Here is an 18,244-nt window from a genome sequence, read left to right as displayed (position 1 = left end):
AAGCCCAGTCCCGCAACCTTGGCTACCCCGTTACCTTTTAAGTAGCCCCGGAATCCGTCAGGATGGAAGGGGTCGCTGGCCGATGAAGTACGCCCGCCGAGGTTGTTCTCCCATTGCTCTCGTCCCCGACGCTGCAGACGAGTAGCGTGGGCACGACAGGAGGTGCCTATGTCACGCCATGAGCAGAAGGTCACCGTCGAGGGGCATCGGTTGACCCTGACCAACCTCGACAAGGTCTACTACCCCGAGTCGGGAACGACCAAGGGTGAGGTGCTTGACTACTTTGCTCGCATCAGCCCTCACCTGATCAGGCATTCCCGTGATCGCATCGCGACTCGCAAACGGTGGGTCGACGGCGTCGGCACTCCGAAGGACCCTGGGGACGTGTTCTTTGAGAAGGATCTGCCCGCCTCCGCCCCCTCCTGGATTCTCTCCCGGTCCATCCGTCACTCGACCGGTTCGAAAAGGTACCCCCTGCTGCAGGACCGGGCGACATTGACCTATCTCGCTCAGATTGCCTCACTAGAGCTGCACGTTCCGCAATGGCAGGTCGGTGCAGAATCGTTGGACCCCCGCACCATCGAATCGAGGACGCGGAAACCGGACCGGATGGTATTCGACCTAGATCCCGGTCCAGGACGCGAACTGTCCGACTGTGTTGAGGTCGCCCAGTTGGTGCGAGAGCTGCTCAGCGGAATGGGACTCGATGCCTACCCGGTGACCAGCGGCTCCAAGGGAATCCATCTCTACGCCCCTCTCGACGGATCGGCCACCTGTCAGCAGATCTCTGACGTCGCCCATGAGTTGGCGCGTAGCCTCGAATCCGACCATAAAAGGTTGATCGTCTCGGCGATGAAGAAGAAGCTGCGGGAGAACAAGGTGCTCATCGACTGGTCGCAGAACTCGGCGGCGAAGACAACTGTCGCGCCCTATTCGCTGCGGGGAAAGTTCACCCCGACCGTGGCCGCACCACGTACGTGGAAGGAATTCGAGGCACCTGCAGCCGTTGGACAGCTGAGATTCGAAGAAGTCCTCGACCGGATCGAGGACCTCGGGGATCTGCTCGAACCGTTGACAAAGTCCGCCGGTGACACTCGCACCGACAAATCGCTTGGTGAAACCAGCCCCGGTGATCCCGTGGAAGGAGCAGGCACCTCAGCCTCGGCGACAGTCCCTCGTGATCGATTGGACGTCTACCGATCCAAGCGCGATGCCAAACACACCTGCGAGCCGGTACCCGAGAGCCACGGGGCCAGCGGGAATGAGCTCTCATTCGTCATCCAAGAGCACCATGCCAGCTCCCTGCACTGGGACTTTCGACTCGAGCACGATGGTGTGCTGGTCTCCTGGGCGCTGCCGAAGGGACCGCCGACGGATCCGAAGAGTAACCATCTTGCTGTCCAGACCGAAGACCACCCACTGGAATACGCAAGCTTCGAAGGCACCATCCCGAAGGGCCAGTACGGTGCCGGTGAAGTCACGATTTGGGACTCTGGGACTTTTGAACTCGAGAAGTGGCGGGAAGGCAGAGAGATTATCGCAGTCCTCCACGGAGGTGACGACGGCGGCTTGGGCGGAGTTCGCCGATTCGCACTGTTCAACACCGGTGACCACGGACCGAACAAGGAACCCGAGAAGAACTGGATGATCCACCTGATTAAAGACTCGCCCGCTCCATCCGAGGCACCCGGCCCGGTGGTTCGTAGACCCGCAGATGTCGAAGCCACCCACATATCACCGATGCTGGCCAGCATCGGTGATCTCCCCTCGATTCGACGTGAGGCAGGGGAGTGGGCGTTCGAGATGAAGTGGGACGGAATCCGTGCGCTCGCCACCGTCCGGGCCGCGACTGAAACTTCTGAGGGAGAGGTGAGGTTGAGCAGTCGAAACGGCCACGATTTGGCCAACATCTACCCTGAACTTGCTGAACTCGCCACGTGCGTCGACGTCGACTGCATCCTGGACGGGGAGATCGTGGCTTTGGGCCCCGGCGGCCGTCCGGACTTCGGTCGACTCCAGCGCAGGATGGGTCTGAGCCACGACCGCGACATCGACCATGAGCGGGGCCGGACTCCGGTGCACGTGATGATCTTCGACGTGCTCAGTGCCGACGGCGATTCCCTGCTGAAGACCCCTTATCTGACACGACGTGAACAACTGACGAAAATGGTCGCCGAAGGTGAGTCCGTTCATGTGCCGATTGCCTTCGAGGGAAGCGTTGATGAGGCGATGGATGCCAGCCGAGAGCTCAAACTCGAAGGAGTCATGGCGAAGCGAACCGGCAGCACCTACCTGCCGGGCCGACGAACCCATACCTGGGTCAAGCTCAAAGATGTCTCGACTCGCGATGTGATCATCGTCGGCTGGCGCACCGGTCGAGGCGAGCGTTCCGAGACTTTTGCCTCCCTGTTGCTTGCCGCGCATGGCAAGGACGATCTGGTCTACCTGGGTCGCGTCGGTACCGGTTTCGATGAGACTCAGCTGCAAGCGCTGCGCAGCAAGCTCGATAGACTGGCCAGGAAGACAGCGCCGTTGGAGGTGCCTGCCGCTGAGTCACGTGATGCGAACTGGGTGCGACCCCGCCTCGTCGGTGAGGTCCGATTCGCCGCTTTCACTGATGCGGGGCGCCTGCGTCATCCGGTGTGGCGTGGACTGCGCGACGACGTGGATCCAGACGACGTCGTCGCGTGAGCTGAGGACTCAAGACCTCGCGGCGCCAACAGGAACGATGCTAGGTAGAGTTGCTCGGTCTTCCTGCTCGAAAGAACCTGCAACCGGCCCTGGACCCTGGCACTCTCATCAACGATTTTCGCCGGGTTGAGACTGTTCCGTTACGCTGTCATTGCCTTCGCCTGCTTCGGGAACTGGACTCCGGCGTCGGGGAGCCTGTCGAACGGTGTTTGTGGCCCTTCACACCTTCACAACCATCGAGCAGCTTGATTGCGTTGAACTCGGCAACGAGAAGAGGAACCTGCCAAACGGTGTAATAGGACAGGAGCATGGAGCTGAGGAAGAACTCGAGCGCATTGCCGCAAAGCATCGTGTTTCGATAGAGAAGGACCCGAAGGCTGCCTGGGCTGCAGCCGACGCCTCCTCGCCCGACAGCGAGCGCGACTTCCGCGGGGGAGATAGGAAGCAGGAACAGGACACCGCGTTGGAACCACCGGACTGAGCATGCGCTTTACAGGTAGCTGAGTCGTCAAGCGCAGATTTCAACCGGGTACATCGCCGTGACTGGTTGGCCTGATCGCTGGCTAGTCCGTCGTCGTTGTTCCTGCCAGTTGGCCGGACAATCTCTCTGCAACGGGTCGAGAATTTCTTGCCGCACGCATTACGATGGTGCTAGATCGCGACGACAGCCGCGGCAATTCGAGAGTGAACACCTATGAATGCCGACCAACGCCGACGACAACTGGGTGAAAGCAATGCCCCAGTCGAGGATGAAATTGCCGTATCTTATGATCGAATCGTCGCCGAAGGGGCAGGCCGTTTAGCTCGCTCGTGGACGATCATCTTAATCACCGGAACCTTCGGAGGATTCGAAGTCGCCACGGGGGTCATGGCCTATCTGGCGGTGATGCACGCCACGCAGAGCCATCTGCTGGCGGGAGTGGCATTTGGTATCGGCTTAGTGGCATTGCTGTTGGCCAAAAGCGAATTATTCACCGAAGGCTTCCTCGTACCTATTACTGCCTTCGCCGCAAAGCAGGCCAGCTTCGCAAGCCTGCTGAAACTCTGGTCGGGGACATTGGTGATGAACCTCGTGGGCGGATGGGTCTTCATGTGGCTGGTAGCCCGGGCCTTCCCCGAATTCCGTCCCGAACTCGAGACAGCGGCCCACCACTTTGTCGACGCCGGATTCGGATGGCAATCGATATGCCTGGCTATTCTGGGTGGTAGCACCATCACTTTGATGACTCGCATGCAGCACGGGACCCGATCGGATATGGCCAAAATCGTGGCCGCAGTCGCCGGTGGCTTCCTGCTGGCAGGGTTACAGATGTTCCATTCCATTCTTGACTCGTTGATCATCTTTGGTGCCATCCACGCGGGTGTTGCCGTCACTTACGGCGACTGGCTGGGGTGGTTTGGCTACACGGTGCTATTCAATATCCTCGGCGGCCTGCTGCTGGTGACCGCCTTACGCCTGCTGCGCAACAAGGATCTGATCGTCGAGAGTAGGCGCGGGGCCCCTAATGACCCCGATTCCCCGCGATAGACGTTGCGGAGGTGACACCATTCGAAGTCTTCCCGACTCTTCGCGGTCGGGCCCTCGTTGAGGAGCGTAAGTTGACCGAGACACCCCAGTCTCCTCGCAGCCAGCAAGGCTAAACATCCCATGCTGATGTGACTGGATTCTGCCCGTTGCTGTAGCTGACAAAGCAGAGGAAGACTCGAAACATTCTTGAACCACGCAGAGATAACGTACTGCGGCGCCCCAACCCAGAGTGGGTGAGGGCGCCGCAATAGAGTCTGAGCAGGTCAGGTGAAGATGCTCACCCCACCTGGGCCAACTAGGCAACCGACGACGATGAGGACAACTCCCCAGAGAATCTGCTTGCGTAAGATCGCGAAGATGCCCGAAATGACGAGCAGTGCTGCAATGATCCAGAGAATTATAGCCATAGTCTTACCTGTTCCTTATCATTTTCACTGTTGGTGTCACGCCCACAGAGTTGTGGCCCGGGGAGGGATCTGGTGATCCCTCAGCGCTGCGAAGCAGCCCGGGCAGAGAATCTACTCTACTCTAGACAGGATGTCATCACCCTTTTTCTTGGACATCAAAGAGTGTCGAATCTACCGACCAGTTGCGTATTGAGATTCTTCGATACTCAGCCGGCTTGGGAGTAGGCGTCCTCGATAGCCTGTGGGTTACGTCTACGGTCAGAGACTTCGTATCCCACTTCGCGAGCCCATCGCCTGCTGGCGTCGAGTGACTACCCATCCCGGCGAGGCCACTGGGACCGCGACTCTCTCAATGAGACATCGGACATCCAGTGGTCTCGTTGAAGAAATGGATTCCGACGAGCCCAGCCAATCCTCGCACCCATGAGGTAGACGGCTGGGGAGGGCTCGGAGTCGGTGGACTTGACGACGAAGGTGTTGATCGCGGCCGTGGTTTCACCGAAGATTGCGGTCGAAGCATCGTAGTCGATGGCAAATCCTAAGAAATGGACCTGGCTGCGAAAGATCGCCGGCAGAGTCGCCGAGACACACGATTGCATCATCACCTGCAACAAAGCGATGATCCCCAGACCCAGAAACTGTAGATCACGGGCCTCTGCCTGCATGAGCATGAAGGCAGGGACAGACAACACTGCGAAGCCGGTCGTCGAGGTGTAGAGGAACGGCTTGCGCTCGATCGTATCTGTCAACCAGCCCAAGGGGCTGACGACGATGATCATCGCCAGAAGCAGGGCGACGAGCATCAATTTGTTCTCGATCTGGGAATGGCCCAACGTTTCGGCAAAGTCTGTCGGCCAATAGGTGAGGGCCACGTGCTGACCGATATTGAGCAGGACGACAAGGGCAATGAGTATGACGATGTGCTTCTTGAACCCGGTGGACGGCTTCCCGAAAGGTTGACGATTCTTCTGCTGTTGTGTGGTCGCCTTGGAAAAGGCCTCTGGCTCATCGAGTTTCATCCGCAGCCATAGGGCAGCGCCTCCCAGCGGAAGTGTGAGGAGGAACGGCAGGCGCCACCGACCGGCATCCACTCCGTCCGTGCCCACCATGATTAGCAAGATGCGCAAACCAACGCCGCCGAGGCGGTACCTGTCAGGGTACCCATCTCGAGGAACGAGCCCCAGTAACCCCGACGTTTGTCTGGTGCCAATTCCGCCATATAGACGGCGGCACCACCATATTCGCCACCCGTGGAGAAGCCGTGGACCATGACACGCTGGCGGTCGACCTTGTCTCCCAGGGGGGCCGAGGACGAATCCGCCCACAGGTCGAAAGACGAAGAGCCGGGCGCGGAAAGCGAAGATGAGCGCGAGGACTCGGTTCGCCGGAGAAGAACGCGCGGGCGATATAGACGGGCACGTAGGATTAGACCCCGTAGTCGAACCATTCCACAGCATTGCCGAGGGCGGATCCTGAGATTGTTCGATTGAGGGTCAGCTTACCCTCTGGGGGCATCGACTTCAGGTCGATGCCATTCGGTGTAGGGATATCGTCCTGCGGTGTTGACCCATCACGATCGCGCCTATTGCTGCTCACTTGGTCACTCTTCACACAGATTTCCTGCAGTTCACGTCGCGCTGAGTTCTCGTCAGCAATCTGCTGGAGCCGTGGCTGGCTGCAGGTCGTCGAGAAAATCTCGTGCCCACTGGTGGACGTCATAATCCCCCACAGTGGCCGCCATCGTAGCGATGCGTGCTCGGGCGTCCTCCGGCCTTATGATTGCTGCCTGATGAATGGCGTGTTTGAGACCAGTGATGTCATGGGGGTTGACCAGCACGGCCTGACGAAGCTCATCGGCCGCGCCGGCGAACTCGGACAAAACCAGAGCGCCAGCACGTCCCTGGCGTGCGGTGACGAATTCTTTGGCCACGAGATTCATCCCGTCGCGCAGGGAAGTGACGAGGAGAACGTCAGCGGCCAGGTACAAGGCGATGGTGGAATCGGCGGAATAGGACCGGTGGAAATAGTGGACAACGCTGCGGTCTAAGGTGCCGAAGCGACCATTGATATGGCCGACCAATCGTTCGACTTCATCACGCAGATCCTGATACGCGTCGATCCCCTCACGCGAGGGAACCGCGATCTGGACGAAGCACGTTTCCTTGGGGTCGAGGAGCCCGTCTTCGAGGAGCTCCTCAAAAGCGTGGAGGCGATGGAGAATGCCCTTCGTGTAATCGAGACGGTCAACTCCGAGAATGAGCGTAGCGGGATCACCCAAATCACTCCGGAACCTTCGCGCCACCTCGTTGACTGCCTCGGATTCGGTGGCCCTAAGGACCTCGTCGACGTCAATCGATATCGGGTAGACGCCGATCTTGGTCCGTCTGTGTTCGCAGCTTGTGCCCAACAGTCTGAGGCAGGACTGTTGGAAGTTGGTGGCATCGGACTCACGTTGGAAACCGATGACATCGGCAGACAACAATCCATTCAGGATCGAATCTCGCCATGGCAACTGTGCAAATTGTTCGACCGGAGGAAACGGAATGTGATTGAAGAATCCGATCTGCACGTCGGGGCGTTGGGCGCGGATCATGTCGGGGACGAGCTGAAGATGGTAGTCATGAACCCACACCGTGGCTCCGTGGGCTGCGACGGCGATTACAGCCTCCGCGAACCTGGAGTTGACAGCGTAGTAGGCCTTCCACCACGGGCGGTGATATTGAGGTGCGACGATGAGATCATGGTAGAGGGGCCACAGTGTGGCGTTGGAGAACCCCTCGTAATATTGGTGGTGCTCGTCGTGGCTTAGAGCGACGGGGAATAGACTCATACCGTCGAATTCGAAAGGTTCGACGTCCTCATCGTGTATTCCGGCCCACCCTATCCAGGCTCCGCGGTGAGCCGAGACCACTGGTGCTAAGGCCGAGACGAGACCACCTGGGGAGGGCTCCCAACTGCCCTCGCGTCGATCAACGGGCAGACGATTGGCCATCACGATAAAGGAATGACGCCCGGGCTCTTCCATATTTGTTCCGCCTCCGTTGGCATTGGATCGTGAGGATCCCGCGATGCGGGCGAAGTAGATAGCAGGATGGGAGCAACGAAGACGTTGCTCCCATCCTCACGCGCGACTACTCAGTCGTCGGACGAATCCTTGACGGAGTCCTTGATGCCGTGGACGGTGTCTTTTACCTTGTCGCCGGCTTGTTTGCCTTCAGCTTGGACCTGATCGGCCTTGCCTTCGGCTTCTAGGCCCGTGTCTCCAGTGGCCTTACCGGCCACTGTCTTCGCTTTGCCCTTGAGCTCTTCGCCTTTGTGGGAATTTTCGTTCATTGTGCTTCCTTTCGATCTTGCAGCGCCGAATGACGCAGCTCGGACGCTGCTGCCAACTATCGGCTATGGTTTCGCGGTACGGTGACGGCCCGCCAGCAGTCCCCACGCAAAGAGGACGATGATGGATCCGCCGATGGCACACAGCCATGTCGAGGGCGAGAAGAATGATCCGACTTCTACGCCGAAGAGCAGTCCTCCCAGCCAGCCGCCAACAAGAGCACCGATGACGCCGAGGACCAACGTAGCGATCAAACCACCGCCCTGCCGGCCGGGCAGGATCGCTTTGGCGATAGCACCGGCTATCAGACCGAGTACCAGATAAGCAATAGAGCCCATGCAATTCTTCCTAGTCAGGTATCACGCTTAGCCACCGCTGGTCGCCCATTAGCTATTGATGAGGAGCAGGATTTTTCCGTGGTCGAGCTTCTCTTCGAGGTCGTTGGACTCACTGGGGGTGAAATCGAACTCTTCGAAAATCGCTCGGAGTTCGTCGCCCTTCTTGTCGTAGCGTGTCCCCACTAATTCGCTGAGGTCGTCGGGCTCATTCGCGTTGACTTCGTCTGCCACACGATCGGTGCGGTCATCGTCATGCGAGAGGACATAGAGTTTGTTCTTGGGTACCCCGTTCGATGCCTGGCGTTTCACCTCGGCCATGAGTTCGGTGTCGTCCTGAAATTCTTTGATTGCAGGTTTCATAACGCTCCTTTCGTGTTTACACTGTAATCACGCTAGCAGATTATCGTTTCCGCGTCGAGCATGCAATGTGGTACCTATTTTTTGTCGGCTTTCGACACGGGACTCTTGGTGATATTCTACATAATCATGGCATGTTTACAGGTTAAACTCTTTGGGGGGGGGGAACCCTTCGCTGTTAGACGTTAGAGGGGATAGACTGTGGGCATCTGTCCAGCTCTTGGGGGCGGGGGTAGTGGTACCGTCCTTATTTCGGTTGATTCGGTTGAGGAGGAATGTTTGGCTCGGCAGCGCCTTTCCAGAGACGACACTGTGCGTGCGGCTATTGCATTCGTCGACGCACACGGTCTCGAGTCACTCACCATGCGTCGCCTCGGCGACGCCCTCGAAGTAGAGGCAATGGCACTGTACCGACACGTCTCTGGGCGAGGAGATCTTCTCGAAGCCATGGTCACGGACCTCATCGCCGGGCTCTTCCAGAACGAACTCATGACCGAGACTCCGACATCGTGGGAAGACTATCTCCAACGTGTTGCCAACGCCACGCGCGACTTGGCCAGCGACCACCCGGAAATCTTCCCTCTAATTGCCACTCAACCCTCGGAAGCACCGTGGCTACGACCTCCACTGCGCAGCTTGCGGTGGGTCGAAGACTTCCTTTCCACACTGCAAGGATTCGGTTTCTCCGACATAGCCGCGGTCAGCGCTTACAAGGCCTTCACAAGCTTCCTCATCGGCGATTTGCTCCTGCACGTCCATTCCAATTCCTTCGACGCCATTATTGGAAGACAGGACGGCGATACCTCGGGCGAAAAATCAGCTCTGTCTGGCTATCCCACTGTCGACAGACTCAGTGCGCTTCTGAGCCAAGATCATCGACAGCGCGAGTTCGACGATGCCCTCGATGAGATCATCGAGCGAATCCGCACCACTTTAACCAACTAGCTAGACAACATGCCGGCGCCACCCACGAGACCAGAAAGACCGCTGCCTATGCTTGACACGACTTCGAAGGCGCTAAAGATCCTGCTCGTCGCCGATCCTGGACTGCCCAGCCGACGAGCTGCCTCCATCCACAAACGCCTCGAGAAGCTTCTTCAAGAGGCGTATGGGGTCACCACCACACTCCACACGGTGACCGACACTATTCGTCTGACCCCCGAGCGCGAATTGGCTCTCGACGCTGTGGACGATCTTCGCTCCGATTATCCCGACGTCAACGTCGTCCTCATCCTGACGGAGATTCCCCGGCACACCCAGGGGGATCCTCTGGTGGCAGAAGTTCATTCCGATCGCAATCTTGCAGTAGTCTCGTGCCCCACACTAGGTGTCTGGGCGACAAAACGCCGGATCATCAAGGTAATGATGAGTTCTGTCAACAAACTCATCCCCTGGGACCCCGACGAGTACACCCGACGATTCCTGCTCCGGTGGAGCAATTGGTCGAACAACGAAAACTCTGACCATCAGTCTCTCCATGCCCACACCGTCACAGGTGGCCCGCGACTGATTTTGGGAATGACGATGGCTAACGAGCCATGGCGCACGGCACCGAAGCTCTCTGGTGCGCTCGCGGCAGCCTCAGCCACAGGAGCGTTCGGCATCTTTTACAGCTCGATTTGGCAGATGTCGACCTATCTGTCAACACTTCGGTTACTGTCGATCGGCGCTGTCGCCATCATCGTCATGGTCTCCTGGTTACTCGTCAGCCACAAACTCTGGGACTCACCACGCAAAGAGAGACTTGCGACAGTTGTCATGTACTACAACCTCTCCACGGTGTTGACACTGCTCGTCAGTGTCGTCGCTCTCTACGCCATCCTGGTCGTCCTTATTCTCTTCGGCAGCCTCGTTGTGATCGATCCAGAATTCATGGGCCACCAGATTCAGCAAAAGGCCGCATTTGCCAACTATCTCGACATCGCGTGGCTCAGCGCAGCAATGGGAGTCGTCGCCGGTGGAATTGGCGCCAGCTTTGACTCTGACGTCGACGTCCAGCGGCTGACCCACGGTCAGAGAATGAGGCAAAGAGTCTACACTGACAACTCTGAAAAGTCCGAGGATGTCGACAAGACGAGCTAGCTGATGAGCACCTTTGCCCGCGACACTCGCAGTGGCTCAGACAGATACCCTCAGAAGGATGCACAATGATTGCACAATTCGACAGACCTCTAGCAGGCATCATCACATCGCCCCGAGAACCTTGGTATGCCGAAGCTGCCTTCCATGACGATCTCGCCAAGCTCGTCACGAGCAATGCGCCCACTGCTCAGAAGATCACCGGACTTGCCCGGTTTCTCCATCTGTCAGGACAATCAACGCAGACCGACCAATGGGAGGCGCTGGTCGAGATTGCGGCCATCGACGTCGCAGTGGCTCGCATGCTCGAACCGCACGTCGATGCGCTCGGCATTCTCGCTGAAGCTGGTCACGAATCACCCGATGCACACTCGACTTGGGGTGTATACGCGGCCGATGTTCCCGAATTCGCGGTCGCTGCCGACGATGAAGGCGGCCAGACTCTTCTCACTGGGGAGAAAGCATGGTGCTCGCTGGCCGCTGAGCTGACTCACGCAATCGTCATCGTCGAGGGCATCGACGGCAGTCGCGCATGTGCGGTGGATCTGACAAATTCGCGCGTGCAGGCACAGACAGTCTCATGGCCCAGTCTAGGACTCAAGGAGATTCCGAGCGGATCTGTGATGTTCGATCATGCGCCCGCCACAACCGTTGGTCCTCCGAACTGGTACCTCGACCGGCCGTCGTTCGCTTGGGGCGGTATCCGGGTCGCAGCATGTTGGTTCGGGGGAGCCGTGGGGATGGCAAGAAATGCCGCCCACCGCCATCTCAGAAGGCCGACCCCGTCTCCGATGGGTGAGCTTCAGCTCGGTCAGCTCGATGCTGAGATCTCCGCGGTCCGTGCAGTTATGGATCAGGCCGCCGCAGCGGCGGACGGAGAAGACGAATTCTCGCGCGCTGAAGCCTGGACATTGGCGCTGCGAGTTCGCAACATCGTATATCGCAGCGTCCAACGAGTTCAGCATCTGAGTAGGGAACTCGCCGGGCCCGCAGCTTTGACGGGCGACGCAGGCTTTGCCAAGGCCGATGCCGACCTCACCGTGTACCTGAGTCAACATCACGGGCTTCGTGATGAAGCAGCTCTGGGTGGGGACCTCTACAAGCAATCCCACGGCGATGAGCTTTAGCCATCGAGATCAGAGCACTGCCGAAGATGCGTGGATGCAGGCTGGTGCTCTGGACCTGCCGATCATTCCAGACGATGTCATCGCCAAGCATCGGCCCCTCATTGTTCTGGCCGCGCACCCTGACGACGAAGCTCTCGGTGCAGCGTCGCTGCTAGCCCGTGCAGGCGAGTGGAATTGCCAGGTGACTATCTTGCTTTTCACCGCGGGTGAGAACTCCCATCCGTACTCTCGCACACATTCTCGACTGCAACTGGGACAAAGTCGACTGCGGGAGTTCGAACTCGCGCTCGCCACATTGGGTGGTGAGCTGTCGAGTCGATTCCTCGCATTGCCTGACGGGGCTCTGCCCGAGTTCAGAGATCAGATCGTGGACGAAATCATGAGAGAGGTTGCCCGGTCTGCCGGACCTGTCACTCTCGTTGCGCCCTACAGTCAGGATGGGCATGGTGATCACGAGGCTGTGGGGTCGGCCGCCCTGGAAGCCGGGCGGAGAAGTCGCACAGTGGTGCTGGAATATCCGATCTGGTTCTGGCACTGGGCCGCTTCCACCGATCCTCGATGGCGCTCTTGGAGATTTCTCCCCGATCCGGTGTGCTTTGACAGACAGGCGTTATTCGCCTGCTATCAATCACAGATAGCTTCGTTATCCGATCGCCCTGGAGACGAGGCAGTTCTTGGCACATCGCACCTGAAGCATTTTGACCGTGGCGGAGACACTTTCGCGATTTCAGATTTTCGCCCAAGAACAGCAACGAAGGCAGATAAGTCTGCGTTCGAAGAACGCCGACATTTGTACGACGCGCACACAGCTTCTGCAGTGTTCGATGGAGTACATGAGGCCCGCGCGGACCCTTGGTCCGTGTGGAACTCCGAATACGAGCTTGCCAAGCGTGAGAATCTGCTCGGCCACCTTCCATCTCACTCATTCGATCATATCCTTGAGATCGGATGTTCGATCGGCGCATTGAGCCACGATCTCGCCGAGTGCAGCGCCAAAGTGACAGCTATTGATGCCAGTCGTGAAGCCTTGAAGAAGGCAGAGCGCCTGCGGCTGAGAGCCTCTGAGAAGATCGACTTTGTTTATGCCACTGTCCCCTTCGACTGGCCTGAAGGGCGCTTTGACTGTGTTGTACTGTCTGAGACCGGCTTCTACCTCACTCGTTCACAACTCCTACGCACAATGGAGAGGATCGATGAGACCACTTCTTCGCGATTCGTGCTCGTCCTCTGCCATTGGAAGGGGGAGATCAGCGACTGGCCTCTTGACGCCGATGAAGTCCACGACACTTGTCTCCGCTTCTGGCCTCGAAAGGAGCTTGAGTTTCATACCGACGCGGGCAGCTACCGGTTGGATATCGTGACTGTGGAGAAGAACATCGATCCGGACTCTGCGAGAGGTCTCGGGTGATCACGCATCTGGGTGTCATTATTCCAGCCCATAACGAAGAAGACGAGATCCTGGGATGTCTCGACTCAGTGTTGCAGTCGTTTGCTCATGTCCCCGAGGCGTCGGTACCCGGCGGCTTCCAGATTGTTGTCGTCGTCGATGCCTGTACTGACGCCACCTTGGGCCTCGTCCTGGAGTTCGCCAGGCATTGTCGACTGGCTAAGGTGCTGACCACGAGTTCAAATAGTGTCGGCAGCGCGCGAGATGTCGGGTGCAGCTATTTTATGCGTTCCGTTGGTGGAGTCAGCGGTGCTGACTTCGACACTGCCTGGGTCGCGTTCACAGACGCCGACAGTCGGGTGCCCCTGCATTGGATCTCCTCGCATCTTGAGGTTGCGGCTGAAGGAGTGGACTGTTTGGTAGGAACCGTTGCACCACGGCCCGAATCAGGATCCGCGGAACTGATCGCCAAATGGCATGCCAATCATGAACTAGGCGAGAACCATTCGTATGTGTTTGGGGCGAACCTTGGACTGCGCGGGTCCTGCCTCGCTGCCATAGGAGGGGTACCTCGGTTGACGTGCGGTGAGGACGCCGCAATTGTCGCTGCAGTTCGCACCGTCGGGGGACAGCTAAGACGCACCGATTCATGCAGGGTTTTGACCTCAGCGCGTCTGACCGGGCGCACCCAGGGAGGCTTCAGCGGTTACCTGCAACAACTGGCATGAAAATTTCACTTTGCTGGCGGCGGTTTCAAGCTGTTGTGGTCATTTCCCAGCGGCCGGCCGAGGCCGCTGACAGGGCTGTGCCTGGACATTGGGAGGGTGATCTCGAACCGTTCGGCCATCGGTACGCCCGTCGAGTGCAAGTCGCGCTCGACGCTGCTGGTGCACCTACCTAGGCTCGACGGGTAGGGACAGCAACCACAGATCAAGAACGGGCCGGCACTAGCCGGGTATGGGGCCCAAGCGATGGCGACAGCGTTGACGAAGTCGATGACGTGCCTGCCGCAGCAGTTGCGGAAGACGATCACGTGGGACCGGGGCAAGGAGCTATCAGACCATGCTCGTTTTGCGGTCGATACCGGCACGAAAGTGTTCTTCGTCGGTGGGACCCGAGTCGCCGGGCTCACTGACGCGGGGTGCCTACGCCATCCGGTGTGGCGTGGCTTGGGGGATGATACCGACCCCGGTGATGTGAGGGTGTGAGCTAGGTGCAACAACCTTGGCGGGGATCGAGTGAGACCGGTGCTGCTCCTGACATGGTGTGGTGATCTGCGTTACCGTCAAGATAACCGTGACTTCGACACTCGAGGAGAAGTGGTCAACATGCCGAAACTCAGCAGTTCGGGCAAGCCGAAGAAGTCGGAGCTCCCCGCGACTTTGAAACGGTCCAATGGGAAGGCGCAGCGAACCTTCGCCAAGGCCTATGACTCCGCGATGAGCGAATACAACGACGAAGAGCGCGCCCACCGGGTGGCCTATGACGCGCTGAAACACACCTTTGAGAAAGTCGGCGACCGGTGGGAGCCGAAGTCCTCCCCGGGGCCTTCCGATGCGCAGTCAGAGGGAGGGAAGAGCACCGCTCGCAGGACCGCGGGTGGCGTGGACGCCAACGCGACGAAGGACCACCTGTACAAGCAGGCGGCTCGGTTGCAGATTCCCGGACGTTCGTCGATGAACAAGAACGAACTCGTCGATGCCCTGGAGCGAGAAAGCAACCGGGTGACGAAGAAGAACGCCTGAGCACGAGTCAGATTCTGATTCCCGACCTGTGAAGAACGGTGACCCGAGCAGGGAGATTCCCGCGAGCTCTGTCAAGAAGTCTTTGAAGATGTCGCAGGATAGGGTCAGGGTGAAAGGGAGTATTCTGCACACGATCGAACTCGACTGTGACAGCGACAACGGGCCCGAAACGAGGGTCACCGTCAACGTAGAATCCAAGAAGATGGCCGTCGACTGACGACCACACCCTCGCCGAGGGGCGATCCCAGGGATCCCTCGACGACTGAAGATCGGAGAGTCATGGACACCGATGTCGTGGTGATCGGGGCCGGGCTGGCCGGCCTGCAGTGTGCCCGGCGCCTGCAGCGCAGCGGACTGACGGTGCAGGTGTTGGAGAAGAACGATGCAGTCGGCGGGCGCGTGCGCACCGATCGCATCGACGGGTTCCTCTGCGATCGAGGCTTCCAGGTGCTCAATCCCTCCTATCCAGCGGTACGCAAGTTCATCGACGTGGCTGCTCTGGGACTGCAGAGGTTCGGTGCCGGCGTCGTGGTTCGGAACTCTGAGGGTCTGATGAGCCTGACCCAGCCTCTGCGACGTCCCAGTGCCAATGTCACTGCCGTGCGCAACGGACTGTTAGATCTTCGTGATCTGCGCGCGCTTGCGCGGTGGTTGGGCCCGACCCTCCTGCGGGCAACATCGGCCTCACGAGCGACACGGGATACGACGCTGGCAGCATCTCTCGATGAGGCGGGCGCCACTGGTCGACTGCGACGCGAGGTGATTGACACGTTCCTGGCCGGAGTCCTCGCCGACAGCTCGGGACAGAGTTCAGCGAACTACACCCGGCTCTTAGTCCGATCGTTCGCCCTGGCGATTCCCGGTCTGCCGCAGGCAGGAATGGGCGCACTTCCCACGCAGATGGCTGCGAGCCTCGAGCAGCCCCCACAACTTGAGACTCCCGCGCAGAACCTGCAAGAGACCACCTCCGGCGTGGAAATCGACACCGATCACGGTCGACTGCTCGCACGGACTGCTGTCGTCGCCGTCGGACCCGAAAGCCTCAACGACTTCACCGAGGAGCAGAACCCCGCCACCCACGGACTAACGACGTGGTGGTTCAGCGCACCGGAACCGCCGCTGCGTGAGCCCTACCTGGTCGTGGATGCCTCGAAACCCGGCGGCGGTCCGGCAGGACCGGTGTGGAACACAGCAGTGATCTCGAACATTGCGCCATCGTATGCCCCCGCTAGTGGACACCTCATCGAAGCGACAACACTGTTGGATCGACCCGACGGACGAGCAGACGAGACCGCAGTGCGTCGTCACCTGGAGCAGATCTATGGAACCTCGACGAGTCGTTGGCAGGTGCTTGCCCACCACGTCATCGCCCACACCCTGCCCGCAACTCCACCGCCACTGGTCGACCGGTCTCCACAGCGGATCTCGGATCGTGTCTTCGTGTGCGGGGACCATCGTGACACCGGATCGATTCAGGGTGCGCTGGTGTCTGGGGATCGAGCCGCCCACGCGATCGTCGGGGTCCTCGGAAGTGCTGATCCACAGCCCGAGGACGCCTGAGGAGAAGGCCGATGCCGGTGCGGTCTCACCACTGTGAGGCCGCGGGCACGATCTCAGATCAGGCCGAGGCTGGTCACGGCCTCTCGCTCCTCGGCAAGCTCGGCGGTGGTGGCATCGATCATCCGGCGGCTGAAATCGTTGATCTCCAAGCCCTGAACGATCTCCCAATTTCCTCGTGTAGTTGTCACGGGGTAGGAGCAGACAAGCCCCTCGGGCACCCCGTAGGAGCCATCGGAGACGACGGCCATCGAGGCCCAATCGCCCTCGGGTGTGCCGTGCAGCCAGTCACGGGCGGCATCGACCGTTGCCGACGCGGCTGAGGCAGCTGAAGAGGAGCCTCGTGCTTCGATGATTGCGCCACCGCGCTGAGAAACTGTTGGGATCAGATCGTTCTCGATCCAGGCCTGGTCGTCGATGACCTCGGCGGCGTTCCTCCCGCCGATTTCGGCGTGATAGATGTCAGGATACTGCGTGGCCGAGTGGTTGCCCCAGATCGTCATCCTGGAGATGTCGCTGACCGAAACTTCGGCCTTCTTAGCAAGTTGCGCCAAGGCGCGGTTGTGGTCCAAGCGGGTCAGAGCGCTGAAGCGTTCGGCAGGGATGTCGGGGGCATTGCTCATGGCGATGAGCGCATTGGTGTTGGCCGGATTCCCGGTGACGCCGATGCGGACGTCGTCGGCGGCGACTTTGCCCAGCGCCTTGCCCTGGGCGGTGAAGATCGCTCCATTTGCTTCGAGGAGATCGCTGCGCTCCATTCCCTGAGACCTGGGCCGAGCGCCGATGAGGAGGGCGAGGTTGGCGCCGTCGAAGATGTGCTCGGCCTCATCGCCTATCTCGACCGAGTCGAGGGTGGGAAACGCACAGTCCTCAAGTTCCATGACGACCCCCTCGAGGGCGTCCAACGCAGGTGTGATTTCGAGAAGTCGCAGTTGGACCGGGGTTTCGGGGCCGAAGAGGGCACCGCTGGCGATGCGGAAGAGGAGACTGTAGCCGATCTGGCCGGCCGCGCCGGTCACTGCGACCTTGATGGGGGTGCTCATAGTTTGTGTTCCTTACCGTGGGTGATGGTCTTCTTCGTCTGCGAACGTGCCAGGAACGCCATGGTGATGAGGAGGATTCCGAGCACGATGGTGTAGACGGCAACGATCCACACCAGGGCGGCAAGAGCCGCTCCGGGATTGGTGAACAGAACAATGACCACGATGATTGCGAAGACGATGTCGAGGACGCCGAGCAGCTTCGACCAGCCTTGGAACGACTTGGAGGCAAGAGTGAGGATACCGCGGACGAGCATCCCGCCGGCCAGCATCCATAGAATGAATCCTCCGGTGATGACAGCAAACGACAGGGGTATGACGGCGATGACGAGTCCTGCGACGATGTAGGCGATGCCCGCGGCCAGCTCCCACCCCCATGCTTGATTCGTCTTACGCGCGTTCATCGCGTTGATGATCGTCAGCACACCATCGACAAGCAGCCATGCACCGACATAGATGCCTAATGCGATCGCCACGGCGGCAGGTGCTGCGAGGATGAGGATGCCGAAGAGGATGGCGAGGACACCGCGGAGAATGACGACCCAGAACACACCCTTGCCGAGGTTCGTCAGGAGAGATCGTGTGGCATCGGCGGGATTGGCAGACATTGGAACTCCTCACTTCGATGGGCATCCTCGAGGTACTCGTGCTCAATGA

Annotated in this window: 21 protein-coding genes and 1 pseudogene; 12 read left to right on the top strand and 10 right to left on the bottom strand. The window is 59.3% G+C overall.

The window, feature by feature from the left end; genetic code table 11:
- The first annotated feature begins 168 nt into the window (after positions 1–168).
- The 3 genes from AAFP32_RS13185 to AAFP32_RS13175 all read left to right on the top strand — a co-directional run bounded on the left by AAFP32_RS13185 (position 169) and on the right by AAFP32_RS13175 (position 4,219).
- Entirely contained in the window at positions 169–2,691 is a 2,523-nt protein-coding gene (locus AAFP32_RS13185) for an ATP-dependent DNA ligase (RefSeq protein ID WP_350269501.1), read from the top strand.
- 211 nt (positions 2,692–2,902) lie between these two features.
- Positions 2,903–3,172, top strand: coding sequence for a hypothetical protein (locus tag AAFP32_RS13180; RefSeq protein WP_350269500.1), 270 nt, complete (start codon positions 2,903–2,905; stop codon positions 3,170–3,172).
- A 213-nt stretch (positions 3,173–3,385) separates the two neighbouring features.
- Positions 3,386–4,219 (top strand): formate/nitrite transporter family protein, encoded by an 834-nt coding sequence (locus AAFP32_RS13175; RefSeq protein ID WP_350269499.1) that lies wholly within the window; start codon positions 3,386–3,388, stop codon positions 4,217–4,219.
- A gap of 263 nt (positions 4,220–4,482) precedes the next feature.
- Here the strand turns inward: AAFP32_RS13175 and AAFP32_RS13170 are convergent, their stop codons facing one another.
- The 8 genes from AAFP32_RS13170 to AAFP32_RS13140 all read right to left on the bottom strand — a co-directional run bounded on the left by AAFP32_RS13170 (position 4,483) and on the right by AAFP32_RS13140 (position 8,655).
- Positions 4,483–4,626, bottom strand: a complete 144-nt coding sequence (locus AAFP32_RS13170; RefSeq protein WP_350269498.1) for a GPGG-motif small membrane protein — start codon at positions 4,624–4,626, stop codon at positions 4,483–4,485.
- 206 nt (positions 4,627–4,832) lie between these two features.
- Positions 4,833–4,904 (bottom strand): hypothetical protein, encoded by a 72-nt coding sequence (locus tag AAFP32_RS16700; protein WP_420883399.1) that lies wholly within the window; start codon positions 4,902–4,904, stop codon positions 4,833–4,835.
- A gap of 33 nt (positions 4,905–4,937) precedes the next feature.
- Complete coding sequence (locus AAFP32_RS13165) at positions 4,938–5,735, bottom strand: MFS transporter (RefSeq protein ID WP_350269497.1); 798 nt, start codon at positions 5,733–5,735, stop codon at positions 4,938–4,940.
- 2 nt (positions 5,736–5,737) lie between these two features.
- Positions 5,738–5,845 (bottom strand): hypothetical protein, encoded by a 108-nt coding sequence (locus AAFP32_RS13160; protein WP_350271501.1) that lies wholly within the window; start codon positions 5,843–5,845, stop codon positions 5,738–5,740.
- Between the two features lie 429 nt (positions 5,846–6,274).
- Positions 6,275–7,618: a trehalose-6-phosphate synthase gene (locus AAFP32_RS13155; protein WP_350269496.1), complete on the bottom strand. Its 1,344-nt coding sequence runs from the start codon at positions 7,616–7,618 to the stop codon at positions 6,275–6,277.
- 143 nt (positions 7,619–7,761) lie between these two features.
- On the bottom strand, positions 7,762–7,959 hold the full coding sequence (locus tag AAFP32_RS13150; protein WP_125240760.1) for a CsbD family protein: 198 nt from the start codon (positions 7,957–7,959) through the stop codon (positions 7,762–7,764).
- 63 nt (positions 7,960–8,022) lie between these two features.
- Positions 8,023–8,295: a GlsB/YeaQ/YmgE family stress response membrane protein gene (locus tag AAFP32_RS13145; protein WP_350269495.1), complete on the bottom strand. Its 273-nt coding sequence runs from the start codon at positions 8,293–8,295 to the stop codon at positions 8,023–8,025.
- A gap of 48 nt (positions 8,296–8,343) precedes the next feature.
- Complete coding sequence (locus tag AAFP32_RS13140; protein ID WP_350269494.1) at positions 8,344–8,655, bottom strand: general stress protein; 312 nt, start codon at positions 8,653–8,655, stop codon at positions 8,344–8,346.
- A gap of 444 nt (positions 8,656–9,099) precedes the next feature.
- Here AAFP32_RS13140 and AAFP32_RS13135 point away from each other — a divergent pair, with 444 nt between their 5' ends.
- From AAFP32_RS13135 to AAFP32_RS13095, 9 genes and pseudogenes are all read left to right on the top strand, one after another.
- On the top strand, positions 9,100–9,597 hold the full coding sequence (locus tag AAFP32_RS13135; RefSeq protein WP_350269493.1) for a TetR/AcrR family transcriptional regulator C-terminal domain-containing protein: 498 nt from the start codon (positions 9,100–9,102) through the stop codon (positions 9,595–9,597).
- A 48-nt stretch (positions 9,598–9,645) separates the two neighbouring features.
- Positions 9,646–10,734 carry a hypothetical protein gene (locus tag AAFP32_RS13130; protein ID WP_350269492.1) on the top strand — a complete coding sequence of 363 codons (1,089 nt, stop codon included), beginning with the start codon at positions 9,646–9,648 and terminating at the stop codon, positions 10,732–10,734.
- 65 nt (positions 10,735–10,799) lie between these two features.
- The gene (locus AAFP32_RS13125) at positions 10,800–11,858 is read left to right on the top strand and encodes a hypothetical protein (protein ID WP_350269491.1); all 1,059 of its coding nucleotides are present in this window, start codon (positions 10,800–10,802) and stop codon (positions 11,856–11,858) included.
- A complete protein-coding gene (locus AAFP32_RS13120; RefSeq protein WP_350271500.1) occupies positions 11,803–13,266 on the top strand; it encodes a PIG-L family deacetylase in 1,464 nt (487 codons plus the stop codon). Before AAFP32_RS13125 ends, AAFP32_RS13120 begins: the two co-directional genes overlap by 56 nt.
- Positions 13,263–13,973 carry a glycosyltransferase gene (locus tag AAFP32_RS13115; RefSeq protein WP_125240756.1) on the top strand — a complete coding sequence of 237 codons (711 nt, stop codon included), beginning with the start codon at positions 13,263–13,265 and terminating at the stop codon, positions 13,971–13,973. Before AAFP32_RS13120 ends, AAFP32_RS13115 begins: the two co-directional genes overlap by 4 nt.
- 29 nt (positions 13,974–14,002) lie before the next feature.
- Positions 14,003–14,348: pseudogene (locus AAFP32_RS13110) on the top strand (transposase); the annotation flags it as partial.
- Positions 14,349–14,573: 225 nt separating this feature from the next.
- Positions 14,574–14,990, top strand: a complete 417-nt coding sequence (locus AAFP32_RS13105; protein WP_350269490.1) for a ChaB family protein — start codon at positions 14,574–14,576, stop codon at positions 14,988–14,990.
- A gap of 28 nt (positions 14,991–15,018) precedes the next feature.
- Complete coding sequence (locus AAFP32_RS13100; protein ID WP_350269489.1) at positions 15,019–15,207, top strand: hypothetical protein; 189 nt, start codon at positions 15,019–15,021, stop codon at positions 15,205–15,207.
- A 62-nt stretch (positions 15,208–15,269) separates the two neighbouring features.
- The gene (locus AAFP32_RS13095) at positions 15,270–16,550 is read left to right on the top strand and encodes an NAD(P)/FAD-dependent oxidoreductase (RefSeq protein ID WP_350269488.1); all 1,281 of its coding nucleotides are present in this window, start codon (positions 15,270–15,272) and stop codon (positions 16,548–16,550) included.
- 53 nt (positions 16,551–16,603) lie between these two features.
- On the opposite strand, the gene AAFP32_RS13090 is transcribed toward AAFP32_RS13095, so the two are convergent.
- Together AAFP32_RS13090 and AAFP32_RS13085 are read right to left on the bottom strand one after the other, a co-directional pair.
- Positions 16,604–17,590: a malate dehydrogenase gene (locus tag AAFP32_RS13090; protein ID WP_350269487.1), complete on the bottom strand. Its 987-nt coding sequence runs from the start codon at positions 17,588–17,590 to the stop codon at positions 16,604–16,606.
- Positions 17,587–18,195 (bottom strand): HdeD family acid-resistance protein, encoded by a 609-nt coding sequence (locus AAFP32_RS13085; RefSeq protein ID WP_350269486.1) that lies wholly within the window; start codon positions 18,193–18,195, stop codon positions 17,587–17,589. The genes AAFP32_RS13090 and AAFP32_RS13085 overlap by 4 nt, the downstream gene beginning before the upstream one ends.
- Between the last annotated feature and the right edge of the window lie 49 nt (positions 18,196–18,244).

Origin of the sequence: Brevibacterium sp. CBA3109, assembly GCF_040256645.1 — a bacterium.
GTDB lineage: Bacteria > Actinomycetota > Actinomycetes > Actinomycetales > Brevibacteriaceae > Brevibacterium > Brevibacterium koreense.
Note: the sequence above shows the minus strand (reverse complement) of the source record. Positions and strands in the feature narration are given on the sequence as shown.

Bases quoted from the DNA above. Each gene is read 5' to 3' on its own strand.
- AAFP32_RS13090 (WP_350269487.1), bottom strand. From the start codon at position 17,590: ATGAGCACCCCCATCAAGGTCGCAGTGACCGGCGCGGCCGGCCAGATC.
- AAFP32_RS13165 (WP_350269497.1), bottom strand. From the start codon at position 5,735: ATGGTGGGCACGGACGGAGTGGATGCCGGTCGGTGGCGCCTGCCGTTC.
- AAFP32_RS13145 (WP_350269495.1), bottom strand. From the start codon at position 8,295: ATGGGCTCTATTGCTTATCTGGTACTCGGTCTGATAGCCGGTGCTATC.
- AAFP32_RS13150 (WP_125240760.1), bottom strand. From the start codon at position 7,959: ATGAACGAAAATTCCCACAAAGGCGAAGAGCTCAAGGGCAAAGCGAAG.
- AAFP32_RS13120 (WP_350271500.1), top strand. From the start codon at position 11,803: ATGAAGCAGCTCTGGGTGGGGACCTCTACAAGCAATCCCACGGCGATG.
- AAFP32_RS13170 (WP_350269498.1), bottom strand. From the start codon at position 4,626: ATGGCTATAATTCTCTGGATCATTGCAGCACTGCTCGTCATTTCGGGC.
- AAFP32_RS13140 (WP_350269494.1), bottom strand. From the start codon at position 8,655: ATGAAACCTGCAATCAAAGAATTTCAGGACGACACCGAACTCATGGCC.
- AAFP32_RS13135 (WP_350269493.1), top strand. From the start codon at position 9,100: ATGGTCACGGACCTCATCGCCGGGCTCTTCCAGAACGAACTCATGACC.
- AAFP32_RS13085 (WP_350269486.1), bottom strand. From the start codon at position 18,195: ATGTCTGCCAATCCCGCCGATGCCACACGATCTCTCCTGACGAACCTC.
- AAFP32_RS13105 (WP_350269490.1), top strand. From the start codon at position 14,574: ATGCCGAAACTCAGCAGTTCGGGCAAGCCGAAGAAGTCGGAGCTCCCC.
- AAFP32_RS13095 (WP_350269488.1), top strand. From the start codon at position 15,270: ATGGACACCGATGTCGTGGTGATCGGGGCCGGGCTGGCCGGCCTGCAG.
- AAFP32_RS13160 (WP_350271501.1), bottom strand. From the start codon at position 5,845: ATGGCGGAATTGGCACCAGACAAACGTCGGGGTTACTGGGGCTCGTTC.
- AAFP32_RS13185 (WP_350269501.1), top strand. From the start codon at position 169: ATGTCACGCCATGAGCAGAAGGTCACCGTCGAGGGGCATCGGTTGACC.
- AAFP32_RS13175 (WP_350269499.1), top strand. From the start codon at position 3,386: ATGAATGCCGACCAACGCCGACGACAACTGGGTGAAAGCAATGCCCCA.
- AAFP32_RS13125 (WP_350269491.1), top strand. From the start codon at position 10,800: ATGATTGCACAATTCGACAGACCTCTAGCAGGCATCATCACATCGCCC.
- AAFP32_RS13130 (WP_350269492.1), top strand. From the start codon at position 9,646: ATGCTTGACACGACTTCGAAGGCGCTAAAGATCCTGCTCGTCGCCGAT.
- AAFP32_RS13155 (WP_350269496.1), bottom strand. From the start codon at position 7,618: ATGGCCAATCGTCTGCCCGTTGATCGACGCGAGGGCAGTTGGGAGCCC.